This window comes from Bacillus pfraonensis (assembly GCF_050768835.1).
In the GTDB taxonomy this organism is placed as follows: domain Bacteria; phylum Bacillota; class Bacilli; order Bacillales; family Bacillaceae_G; genus Bacillus_A; species Bacillus_A pfraonensis.
In genome coordinates this window covers 235,227-247,053 of record NZ_JAHCDO010000009.1, presented here as the reverse complement: position 1 = coordinate 247,053, position 11,827 = coordinate 235,227, and the positions used below count along the sequence as shown (strand labels likewise).

Here is an 11,827-nt window from a genome sequence, read left to right as displayed (position 1 = left end):
ATGAGGTTGTTGTGCTTTGCGAAGCGGGTGTTTTTCAGAAACGTCAGCGTCCCTTTCACACAACTTTGTTTGATTTTGCGAAGATTTGTTAGTTTTGTCCGTTCTTGTTTCAACTTTTTCTTGAGCTTCTTAAGCTTCTCTTGCGTTTGCTTCTCATATCGTTTTTGTAACGCCATTAAACCTGTAAACAACGCCTTTGCTTCTTGCGCCGCACTGTTTGCATAATAATCATTCAATTGATATTTCCGCTTGAGAACGAGATGAAGACTGTCTGGATACAACTTACGGTTCCAACGTTTTTCTCGAACCATCGTTTGAAATGCAAAACGTTTTGCCTGATTAAATGTTTCGACTGTCTCTGCCAATGCATCTACCATTTCATGCGGTACATCTATCTTGTAGATCCGTTTCGAAAAATACGCTTTCTTCACCTGTTCTCACCTCTTTTTATTTGATAAGCTCATTATACACCAAATCGAACGTTAGTTCCACAAAAAGAGAGACGTTTTCTTTAAAAAGAAAAAACCGATTCATCCCCCACCTTCACTTCATTTAGAGGAGGGGGGCTTCTCGGTTAAAATGATAAAAAACCACCTTTCAATTGGCGGGTGGTCATGCTTTTTCTAACCTCTTTTATATTACTACCACTTTCTATTTTTTAAATTGAAAATGGTTATTTTTAATTTTCTCAGGATATCGGTTTCAAAATTCGAAGTATGATATACGGAAAACGAATTACCTTCTCAAATAAATGATATTGTATTATTATTAGGATGAAATTGTACATGACTTTGATGGAGACTATTCTGAATCTCGTGTAAAAACGAAAGAATCCAAACGATAGGTGGAGGCGTCACTTCGCATATTTTTGCTAAATGCCGGCTCTCCACCATTGGAATTTTCACTTTATTCTTGAGACATCAACTCTTTTACTGGTAAAGAAAAAGTTTCTTCCTTATTCATCTTGGTATGGATAAAAACAAACTGCTTAATCATTTCATTTAAATCCTTTGCTGCTTTTGTAGGAATTTGATGCTTTACGTTATCAATAAATTCTAATTCATTACATGGCAATTTTTCATGCAGTAATTTCGCATGGCTATAAAACACCTTATCTTTCTTACCATAAACCAACAAAACCGGAAGCTGAATATCTCTAAGATGATTGGTACAATTATAGTGCAAACTGTAACGATAATACTGCTCGAAATTTTCAGCATTTCCTTTTCGAGCTTCTTTAAACATCTTTCTGAACAATTTATGTGTGTTTGAATTGCCCCATGAAATAGACAATGCTAGAAATGAAACTGCCCCTGCTTTCGCCAATTTCACACCTAGTGAAATCTTATTCTTTAGATATCCATCCCTCACTTCTGACATTCCACCGATCAGAATCCCACCTAATGTCCTTTCCACGTAAGTTAACAAAAATTCTAACGCGACAGAGCTTCCGGTCGAATATCCGCACATGAACGCTTTTTCGACTTTTAAATGATCCAATAAACGTCTAATATCTTCTGCAATCAGTGGATAGGTTATCGGTTGTTTTGAATACTGACTTCTTCCATGTCCTCTAATATCAAAAGCAATCACTTTAAACTTTTGGGATAATTCCTCTATTTGGTACTCAAAATTCACACAAGTGAGTACAGGAGGATGAATAAAAACAATAGGAACTCCTTCTCCCTTAACGATATAATACAGACTACTACCGTCCACGTTCAACATTGGCATGTATGTAATCACCTCAACAATCTGAAATCATTCCTAACTCTTCTTTAAAGAAAAAAGTAACTTTCAAAAAATGATGCATAATAAAAATTGATGTGAGTATCTATGCGTTATCTATTCGTTATTACTTCCTTTATAATTTGTGAAGGCTCTTTCGTAATAAGCTGCCCGTGATATTCTGTTATACGTTCCTGATAACGTTGGACCTGATTTTTATTTTGAAAAAATGAATATATTTGCTCTTCAAGTGTTTCTTTTTCATCTTTCCATTTATTTAAATAGAAAATCACACCTAACTTTTTTAGTTGTTGTAAATTAATTTCTTCTTGCCCTGGTAGTACATGATAAATAAAAATAGGTTTTCTTTTGAATAAACTTTCACTTATTGTTACTCCCCCAGGCTTTGTAACGATTGCATCTATTTGATCATAGAGTTTGTTCATTTTTTCCCTACATGTAATATATTTTAAAGGTGTTATGTTATCTCGTTGTAATTGTTGAAGCTTTTGATATAAATTGTCATTTTTTCCGCATAACACATAAAAGTGAATTTTTGTTTCCGTACCTATTTTGTGAATTAAATCTTCTATTGCTCCAACCCCTAAACTTCCTCCGGTAATTAAAACTGACAATGCAGAAGAAGTAAACTTTACTATATGCTCTTTTTGTTTTTTTATCTTTTTATGAATAGGAATTCCTGTTATAAAAATTTTTTCATTACTTATTCCCTTGTTTTTTAAAAATTCCTTCATATGATGAGACGGTACAAAATGAAAATCAATATTTTTAATGCCCCAACAACTATGAATGAAATAATCTGTATATACATTTATAACTGGTGTTTTCAATTCACCTTTTTCTTTCAAATAGTTTAATACATATGAAGGTAAAGCATGAGTGCAAATGATCAGATCAGGTTGTTTATCCCTTAGTAATTTTCTCATGAATGGTACAAACAGAAGTTCATATAATCGATAACGTTTGTTCTCTTCGACATTTTTGTAGACAGAATTTTGATATATCCAATTATAAAAATCAGGGAATTCTTTAATCCATTTTAAATAAACATTTGAAACCAATGCTTCTATTCTTCCATAACTATACGAGAGAATATCCACTAGATCACATTTTATATTGAATTGATCCTTTTGTATTCCTTCTATTAATGCTTGTGCAACTTGATGATGGCCTGATGGAATCTGCAAAAATGGCAAAAACAAGATAGTCTTCTGTGTTGAATGTTGCTTCATAAATCACCTCTTGAAATACACTTAACGATGTGTCTTTTCATTTATTTCTATTATTATGTAGCACTTCTTTTTTTCTATTCTGGCTACTATTTAGAATACATTACGTACGATGGATTTCGTTCCATAAATTACATACAAAATGATAGGTTTTTTCATGTATAATTTTTATAGAAGGAGTGATGTAATTGAAAATTTTATTACTATCCGTTTTATTTATTATTCTCTTCTATCTATTCAAAAAAGCTCACAAAAACACGACCGATATCGTGATGAATAAAGTTCAAATAAATCAAAAGCAAACCTGCGGACATGATCCGATACTAAATATTCTACACCTTTCCGATATGCATCTTGAAAATATATCTATTTCCCCAGCTCAGCTTTATGAAAAGCTAAAAGATGAACCAATTGATTTGATTGCACTTACTGGAGATTTCCTTGACCGTAAACGTACGATTTCTAAACTTGCTCCATATTTAGAGGTATTAAGTCAATTACATGCAAAGCATGGTATATACGCTGTTTTTGGTAACCATGATTATGTATTACGTGAAAAGGACTTACAAAAATTAAAAGAAATACTTGAACAATACGACTGTAAAGTAATGCAAAATGAAAATCATGTTATTTATGTTCAAGGTAATCGTGTAAATATCATTGGTATTGATGATTTTAGTACGAAACGCAGTGATTTAACAGCTTCTTATCGAGAAGTTAGATCGGGAACAAATTTAGTATTAACTCATGATCCGAACATTGTGCTCCATATGAAAGAATATCATTTTGACTATTTATTATCTGGTCATTTCCATGGTGGCCAAATTTGCTATCCAAAAGCTTATCACCTTGCAAAAATGGGTAAGCTTGCAAGAATGAACGTTATAAAAGGACTTCATATGCAAGATGGAAAACCTTTTTATATTAGTGAAGGACTAGGTCAAACAGGAGTAAATATTCGAGTGGGAAGTCGACCAGAAATTACATTGCACCAACTATCAATATCAACAATTAAAAATAAAGAACTACCTGCAGTATAAAATATAAGGCTGTTAACGGACCTAGTTAACAGCCTTTATATTTTACTGTCAAATCATTTTGAGTGCAGTATATAAAGTGAAACTTTAATCAGTGGGGGGTTTCTTCATCCCCCACTGATTATTAGCCTTCACCAATCGGGCCGTTACGGGCAGTTTATCTCCTACCTAACTTCTTTGCTTCGCCGAATTTTGAGGTGGGAGTATTACTGCCCTAAAGTAGCGGGATAAAATTGCATTGACTTTTTAACAAATGCGATTAACATTTTCTTTTAGTAATTTCATCTCGAGATTCACAATTATATATTTGTAATAAATTCTCCTTAGACATAAATAAATATTTTGGTGGGGCAGATATATTGTTCTTTATCATTTTGAAAATCGAATCGTTATTAGATAATAAACATATTGGTAAAAATGCTAACCATTTAAACCATTTATAAAAAGGATTAGAAATAGCAACAAATTCAAAACCTAATCGATCAGCTCCTCTATTTAACATTGAAATCCCAATTATTCCTTTAATCTCATCTGCCTTAGAATGATTTTGAATATATGATCCAAGACTAGGCAAGGACTTTTTAACATACTGATAAATAAATCGTCCTTTTGTAATGTCATTTTTAACAGACTTCATTTCATTGATTAAACGCACATTATGTAAATGAATTTTAACCAAGATATCATTCTTATTGATTTGTGTGCCGTCAGAAAGAGTAACATGTTTCCCCTTGTAACGAGTGAGCCTTACACGTAAAATATTTTCCTTGTGAATTTCGTTATGAATATAAGTTAAGCGAGTGAATTTATAATATATTGGATCAAGAAAATTCCAAACCAATAATACATAGCTTTTCATTTTGTTTTCATTTCCCTTTTTAAATTTTTGATAAAACTATTTTGCATATTTTCATTAAAAATATTTAGGGAATCTTAGGGATTTTAGGAAGAAAAATCAAGAAGGATTAGTATAAGTTGGCATCATAAATTTCTATAAAACATTGCAACATAAATCATGTGAAATTGAACTTAGTGTTTCAGTTTCCTAATTATTTTTACAGGGGGCAAAAAATGAATATCCTTAACTTCTTGATGTCATTATTCAATTCTGGAAGAAGAACTCAGCAAATGTTTAATTTATTTAGAAATAGACGGAATAATAGAGGATGGATTTGGGTTTCTTTACTAGGATTAGGAACAGTTTTTAGTGTAATAGCAACGCGTAATTCAAATATGATGAAACCTATCCAACGTTTGTTCCAAGGCACGACAAGAACGTTTATTCCACCCAAAGTAAACTTGGCAAATATGGAATTTGCTAATGAAATTACGCCTTACAGTCAAAAAAAGCAAGGTAATCAAAACCAATAACTATCGTGAATAATAAAAAACTCGTTTTTAGTCACGAGTTTTTTATTATTCTTAATGACTCTATAGCTGCGTCGAATAGATTTTCCCTTTTTTATTACAACTTCACTTCATTGTTGATAACCAATAACATAATTTATTTAATGTGTTGCCCCGCCGCACGCTACAATATCATGTTCTACTTCTAATGCGACTTGTATTAACAATTCAATTCCTTTTGTAATAGTAGAAAGTGACATACTCGGTTGCCCTGGATGACTACTTGCTTGTTCTGGTAAAAACGGAATGTGTATAAATCCGCCTCGAACTGCATTTTCGCTTTTTGCTAACATACGCATCAGTCCATAAAAGAGATGATTACAAACAAATGTACCTGCCGTTTGCGAAACAGAAGCCGGTATGCCTTTTTCACGAAGTTTTTTCACAATCGCTTTCATCGGAAGTGTAGACCAGTACGCAGCTGGTCCCTCTTCTATAATAGGTTCATCAATTGGTTGATTCCCTTCATTATCCGCGATTCGTGCATCATCTACATTAATTGCAACGCGTTCCACTGTAATGTCTGGTCGTCCTCCTGCTTGTCCTATACATATGATAAGCTCTGGTTCTATTTCTTCTATATAAGACTGCAGCACTTGTAATGATTTATGAAACACAGTCGGAACTTGTTTACTAACAACCCTGTAATCTCCAATCACTTGTCCATCAAGCTGTTTTGCAACTTCCCAAGCAGGATTAATCTCCTCTCCACCAAAAGGTTCAAAACCAGTTAACAATACGCTTTTCATCCTTCCCACTCCTTACTAAAATCGATATACAAGCCCATACATGATAAACATATTAATAACAAAAATAGTAATCGCAATAGGTGCTTGCGCTTTAATTACCGCATTTTTATCTTTTAATTCTAATAGCATCGCTGGTACAATGTTGAAATTCGCTGCCATTGGCGTTAACAATGTCCCGCAATACCCTGCAAACATTCCAAGCGCTGCCATAATCGCTGGGTTACCACCATGCATTTGTACGATAAGAGGTAAACCAATCCCGCCTGTAATAACAGCAAATGCCGCAAATGCATTCCCCATTACAACGGTAAACAACATCATTCCTAAACAATATGCCATAACAGCAACAAATGGATATTCTGTTGGCAATACTTGTCCTACTAAATCAGATACAACTTGACCCACACCAGACTTTGCAAAAATACCACCAAGCGCCGCTAACATTTGTGGTAAAATAACTGCCCACCCGACAGCTTGTAATAATCTACTTCCTTCTTGTACAGGAGCTGTTATTTTTGCTTTTGTGATTCCCATTGCCGCTACGAAAGCGAGCAATGCGCCTAGAGCTAACGCGATTAATGTGACTTTATCAGGATCAACGAGAGATACATTTCCAAACTTTAACTTTCCTAGAGTTAACGTACCAATAATCGTAAAAATAGGAATTAAAATAGCAGGCATGAATATTTTGTTTCTTAAGTTTTCTGCATGTTTCACTCTCTCTTCAGTAGGTGCTTCTTTTTCATTTGATTTTGTTACTTTATTCAATGATGCTAGAACGACCATCGCTAATACAATACAACCGATATAAAAAGATGGAATGATATTCCCAAATAAAAATGTGATAGAAAATAATGCCCAAAATAAACTTGAACCAAAGCGATTTGGATGCCTACGATCAAAAGCGACACGAATTGCGACAAAAGCAACAATAATACCTAATAAATAATAAATTGTATCAAGTGTAATCAAATTCATCTTATATCGCCTCCTTTTTTTGACTTTCTTCTTTTTTCATCGTTTTTTCAATATATTTATCAAACTGTTTAAATCGAATCCAACTTACAATAAAAGCTGAGATTGCCGTAGGAATTCCCCAAAGCGCCATATCCCACACACCAACATGCATTCCTACAGAATCAAAGAATCCTTTCATTAATAAAATTGCTCCTGTTGCGATAAAAATATCTTCGCCGAAAAACCATGCTGTATTTTCAGCTGCCGCTGCATTCGCTTTAATCTTTTCTTTCAGTTTCTCTGGAAGTTTTCCGTAACGACCTTGCGCAGCGCCTTCTGCCATCGGTGCAACTAATGGTCTTACTGTTTGTGCATGTCCACCAATGTTAAGTCCTACTGCCGCTGATCCTTCGCGAATCGCAAAATATGACATAAGTACTCTTCCTGTTGTAGCTCCTTTTGATTTCGTTATTAACGCTTCCGCTCTTTCTTTCAGTCCATACCGTTCTAATATTCCAATAACAGGAAGTGTTAATAAAATTGGCATCGACATATATCGATTTTCTATGAAAAACTTTCCAAACATACTAATCACATCATAAAAACTCATCCCTGAAATCATACCTGTTGCAATTCCTGCAACCATAACAACTAATAACGTGTTCAGACGAAATAAAAAGCCAATCGCTACAAGCAATATTCCAATTAATTTCAACATCTATGTATCTCTCCCTTATTCTATTTTAGTGTACAAACAGAAATATCATTTAATTTCAATATTCTGTATATTTTCTCTGCGAATTGCACAGCCCTCTCGCCATCACCATGTATACAAATTGTTTGTGCATGTATGGATACAGAATTTCCATCAACAGCTTGTACATTCCCCTCTTGCACCATTTGCAAGACTTGCTTAATTGCTATATCTTCATTTTTTATAAGGGCGTTTTCTTCTGTTCGGCTCGTCAACGTTCCATCCGGTTGATACGTACGATCTGCAAATGCCTCTTGTACAAGCTTCAATTCATATTTTTCAGCTGCTTGTATAAATTTGCTATTCGCTAACCCATATAAAAATAACGCTGGATTTATATCGTAGATTGCTTTTGCAATTGCGTCTGCAATCTCCTGATCAGTAGCTGCCATATTATAAAGGGCACCGTGCGGTTTAACATGATGCATACTCCCTCCTGCCGCCCTTACAAATCCATCTAATGCTCCGATTTGATATAAAACGTAATCATATACCTCATCTGGTGAAACGCGCATTGTCCTTCTCCCAAACCCTAATAAATCTGGAAAACCAGGATGGGCGCCTATTTCTACATTATTTTTCAATGCCTTTTCAACTGTTTGGCGCATAACAGTTGGATCGCCTGCATGAAAACCACATGCAATATTTACTGATGAAACAAATGGAAGGATTTTATCATCATTTCCTATCTTATATGCACCAAATCCTTCTCCTAAATCACAATTTAAATCAATGGTAACCATATTCTACTCCTCCTTTAAACTTTTAACGCAATGAATTCCTTTAATAGATTCATATTTTGTTCTTGCTCTATGTACAGCTCTGTCGCTTCTGTTATAGAAGTCTTTACAAACGTGACATAATCACCTGGTTTCAATTGTGCGAGAATAGGTAAATCAACTGATATAACATTACCAATTCGTGGATAACCACCTGTCGTTTGTCTATCTGCCATTAAAATAATGGGATGACCACCTGACGGCACCTGAATTGTTCCAAATGTAACTGCACTTGATAGAATCTCAGATTGTTCTATTCTTTTTAGTTCTTCACCTTCAAACCGATACCCCATACGATCTGCATAATTAGAAACTCTATATTCTTTTGTAAAAAAAGCTTCTAAACTCTCATCCTTAAATTGATCCCACTCAAAATCTGGAATAACACGAATGATTGGACTACGACTGTATTTAGGTAGGACGTGATTACATATACCCCAAGGTGTTGCTACTCTTTCTTCATCTATCAATTTCTTTATCATACAAGTAGTAAATTTTGACGGTGTACCAATTTGAAAGACATCCCCCTTTTTCAGTGCTCGCCCCTCTAATCCACCTAACCTCGCTCTTATATATGTACTTTTACTTCCCATACTACTTACAACATCAATTCCTCCTGCAAATGTTACATATGTCCGACATCCAAACTGCGCTTTCCCGAAGCAAAGCATGCTCCCTTCTTTTGCCAGCACTGGTTGCCATAACGGAATGGGTTCCCCGTTTAACAGAGGTTCCATATTCGCACCACCAATTGCTAGCAATGTTGTTTTCTTTATAAGAAGTTTCGGTCCCATCATTGTAATTTCTAATCCAGCTTCATTCTCTTCATTCCCAACTAACATATTAATCATTCTTAATGCTCTCTGGTCCATCGCACCGCCAACAGGTACACCATATTGTTGATAGTGATATCTTCCTAAATCTTGAACGGTTGTAAACATCCCTGCATGTAAAACCTCGACATTCATTTCTTATCTCCCTCCATAACCAGATACTCTTCCTCTGTTATTGGGATAAAACGTAAATGCATTCCACTCTGCACATATGTAGGTGGCTCTTTAGTTGGCTGAAACAAAGAAACAGGTGTCCGGCCAATAATATTCCAGCCCCCTGGTGTTTCTAGTGGATATATCCCTGTTTGACTTCCACCAATTCCAACCGAACCAGGTGCTATTTGTAAACGTGGTGTTTGTTTTCTAGGTGTTTCTAACTCTTTAGGCATTCCACCCAAATATGGAAAACCGGGTGTGAATCCTAGCATATAAACAAAATAGGTTACTTCACTGTGAAGGCGAATCACATCACTTGCATGTAGTTCATGATATGCCGCAACTTCTTCTAAATCAGGTCCATATTCTCCTCCATAACAAACTGGAATTGAGATGCATTCATATTGTTTTTGCACTTCATTTTGATTATGACAAAGTAACTTTTTCATATATTCACATACAAAATCATAAGGTGCTACCTTTCTTTCATTTTTCCTCCATAACTTATATACATCATAGTAAACCGTTAAAGAAGAAAAAGAAGGTACACACTCAATCATCCCATCAAACGGATTTTTCTTTAATAGAGCACGTAAATTTTGCACATTTTCATATATATCCAAATCGATTTTCTCCCCAAACGTAACAACAACTGCTTGATCCCCTAACGCTGAAAATTTCATCACATACCTTCCTTTTCACCTATCCAGCCAAGTTCTTTTGAGATTTGGTGTGCCGTTTCTTTTACTTTTATAATAAAGTTTGGAATTGCCGATTCATTATACTCTACTTCTAATCCTGAAATACTAATACCAGCTATTACAGTGCCATCACTTGCAAAAATAGGCGCTGCAATGGCAGCTGTATGATTCTCAAGTTCCGAATAACTGATCGTATACCCATCTCTTTTCGCCTTACGTAACCGGCCTTGCAACTCTTCTTTATCTACAATCGTTCCATCTGCAAATCGTTGTAACTGCACTTTCTCTATATACTGCTTTTGATCATCTTCTGAAAAATATGAAAGTAAAATACGCGGACATGCTCCTGCATATAAAGGCGCCCGTCTTCCAATCTCTGTGTATACCCTTACTGGTTGGTCGCCATCCATTTTCTCAATATAAATTGCCTCATTATCATCTTGAATAATTAAATTGACAGCTTGCCCAAGAGAATCTCTAAGTTTTTTCATATATGGCTTTGCAATATTTCGTACGGATAATCGCTTTGACACAAGTTGACCGAATCGTAAAAATACCAACCCCAGCCTATAACTTCCCTTTTTTGTCTTTTGTAAAAAGCCCATTTCTTCAAGTGAACCAATTAAACGGTATACAGAAGTTTTTGGCATACCTGTATGATGAACCATTTCCGTTAACGTTAATTCTTCATGTTCATAAAAAAGTTCTAAAATATCCATCGTCTTTACTGCCGTTTTATTTACACTCATCTTAACTCTCCTACATTCCGCAATTCGGAACAATAATTCCGTTTTTCGAAACAATAATATAATTTAAAATTATAAAATATTCTTTCTATTTAAACAATATTTTTCTCAAATAAAAAAAGCATTGAAATTAACATTCAATGCTTTTTCACGCAAATATGAAAATCCTCTCTTTAATGCAGTGCTCTTACTTGTTGCAACGGCCAAAATACCGCTTCACCTTTTCCGACAATTTGATCTTCAGAAACAAATCCAAACATGCGACTATCTTTTGAAACTTGACGATTATCTCCTAATACAAACACTTGACCTTCCGGTACTTTTGTTTTCCCAGTTTTTTGTTCTAGTGTAAAATCAGGCGTTAATGTTCCTTTAGGTACTTCGGCCTTATAACCTTCCAAGTATGGTTCATCGACCGCTTTTCCATTGACGTATAATACATCATTTTTATACCCAACCGTATCTCCTGGCAAGCCAATTACACGCTTCACTAAATCATGTCCTTCTTTTCCATGAAAAACGATAATATCAAAGCGATCTAACCCCTGTATATTAAAACCGATTTTATTTACAAGTACACGTTCATTATTTTCTAGCGTGGGCATCATAGATTCACCTTGGACGAGTGAAGGGGTAAATAAAATACCACGTACAATAAAAGCGATTCCTACTGTAATACCTATCGTTTTCACCCATGAAATGATTTCTTTTTTCTTACTTTTCTTCATCT

Annotated in this window: 13 protein-coding genes and 1 pseudogene; 2 read left to right on the top strand and 12 right to left on the bottom strand. The window is 34.8% G+C overall.

Annotated features, from left to right (window positions below; all coding sequences use genetic code 11):
- The 3 genes and pseudogenes from KFD70_RS11155 to KFD70_RS11145 form a co-directional block, all read right to left on the bottom strand.
- Positions 1–431, bottom strand: a pseudogene (locus KFD70_RS11155) (IS200/IS605 family accessory protein TnpB-related protein); the annotation flags it as partial.
- A 475-nt stretch (positions 432–906) separates the two neighbouring features.
- Complete coding sequence (locus KFD70_RS11150) at positions 907–1,734, bottom strand: alpha/beta fold hydrolase (protein ID WP_336452225.1); 828 nt, start codon at positions 1,732–1,734, stop codon at positions 907–909.
- Positions 1,735–1,841: 107 nt separating this feature from the next.
- On the bottom strand, positions 1,842–2,981 hold the full coding sequence (locus KFD70_RS11145; RefSeq protein WP_336452226.1) for an MGDG synthase family glycosyltransferase: 1,140 nt from the start codon (positions 2,979–2,981) through the stop codon (positions 1,842–1,844).
- Positions 2,982–3,166: 185 nt separating this feature from the next.
- Here KFD70_RS11145 and KFD70_RS11140 point away from each other — a divergent pair, with 185 nt between their 5' ends.
- The gene (locus tag KFD70_RS11140) at positions 3,167–4,018 is read left to right on the top strand and encodes a metallophosphoesterase (protein WP_336452227.1); all 852 of its coding nucleotides are present in this window, start codon (positions 3,167–3,169) and stop codon (positions 4,016–4,018) included.
- Between the two features lie 256 nt (positions 4,019–4,274).
- Here KFD70_RS11140 and KFD70_RS11135 read toward each other — a convergent pair whose 3' ends face one another.
- Entirely contained in the window at positions 4,275–4,874 is a 600-nt protein-coding gene (locus KFD70_RS11135; protein ID WP_336452228.1) for a YkoP family protein, read from the bottom strand.
- A 212-nt stretch (positions 4,875–5,086) separates the two neighbouring features.
- Between KFD70_RS11135 and KFD70_RS11130 the strand changes: the two genes are divergently transcribed.
- A complete protein-coding gene (locus KFD70_RS11130; RefSeq protein ID WP_336452229.1) occupies positions 5,087–5,386 on the top strand; it encodes a hypothetical protein in 300 nt (99 codons plus the stop codon).
- A 137-nt stretch (positions 5,387–5,523) separates the two neighbouring features.
- Here KFD70_RS11130 and pcp read toward each other — a convergent pair whose 3' ends face one another.
- From pcp to lepB, 8 genes are all read right to left on the bottom strand, one after another.
- Positions 5,524–6,171, bottom strand: coding sequence for a pyroglutamyl-peptidase I (gene pcp, locus KFD70_RS11125; RefSeq protein ID WP_336452230.1), 648 nt, complete (start codon positions 6,169–6,171; stop codon positions 5,524–5,526).
- 15 nt (positions 6,172–6,186) lie between these two features.
- A complete protein-coding gene (locus tag KFD70_RS11120) occupies positions 6,187–7,149 on the bottom strand; it encodes a DUF979 domain-containing protein (protein ID WP_336452231.1) in 963 nt (320 codons plus the stop codon).
- A 1-nt stretch (position 7,150) separates the two neighbouring features.
- Positions 7,151–7,846 (bottom strand): DUF969 domain-containing protein, encoded by a 696-nt coding sequence (locus KFD70_RS11115; protein ID WP_336452232.1) that lies wholly within the window; start codon positions 7,844–7,846, stop codon positions 7,151–7,153.
- A gap of 20 nt (positions 7,847–7,866) precedes the next feature.
- Positions 7,867–8,625 (bottom strand): 5-oxoprolinase subunit PxpA, encoded by a 759-nt coding sequence (gene pxpA, locus KFD70_RS11110; protein WP_336452233.1) that lies wholly within the window; start codon positions 8,623–8,625, stop codon positions 7,867–7,869.
- A gap of 14 nt (positions 8,626–8,639) precedes the next feature.
- Positions 8,640–9,629, bottom strand: coding sequence for a 5-oxoprolinase subunit C family protein (locus KFD70_RS11105; protein WP_431613193.1), 990 nt, complete (start codon positions 9,627–9,629; stop codon positions 8,640–8,642).
- The gene (gene pxpB, locus KFD70_RS11100) at positions 9,626–10,333 is read right to left on the bottom strand and encodes a 5-oxoprolinase subunit PxpB (protein ID WP_336452235.1); all 708 of its coding nucleotides are present in this window, start codon (positions 10,331–10,333) and stop codon (positions 9,626–9,628) included. Before pxpB ends, KFD70_RS11105 begins: the two co-directional genes overlap by 4 nt.
- Positions 10,333–11,100, bottom strand: a complete 768-nt coding sequence (locus KFD70_RS11095; protein ID WP_336452236.1) for an IclR family transcriptional regulator — start codon at positions 11,098–11,100, stop codon at positions 10,333–10,335. The genes pxpB and KFD70_RS11095 overlap by 1 nt, the downstream gene beginning before the upstream one ends.
- A gap of 170 nt (positions 11,101–11,270) precedes the next feature.
- Positions 11,271–11,825, bottom strand: coding sequence for a signal peptidase I (gene lepB / locus KFD70_RS11090; RefSeq protein WP_431613192.1), 555 nt, complete (start codon positions 11,823–11,825; stop codon positions 11,271–11,273).
- Positions 11,826–11,827 lie beyond the last annotated feature (2 nt).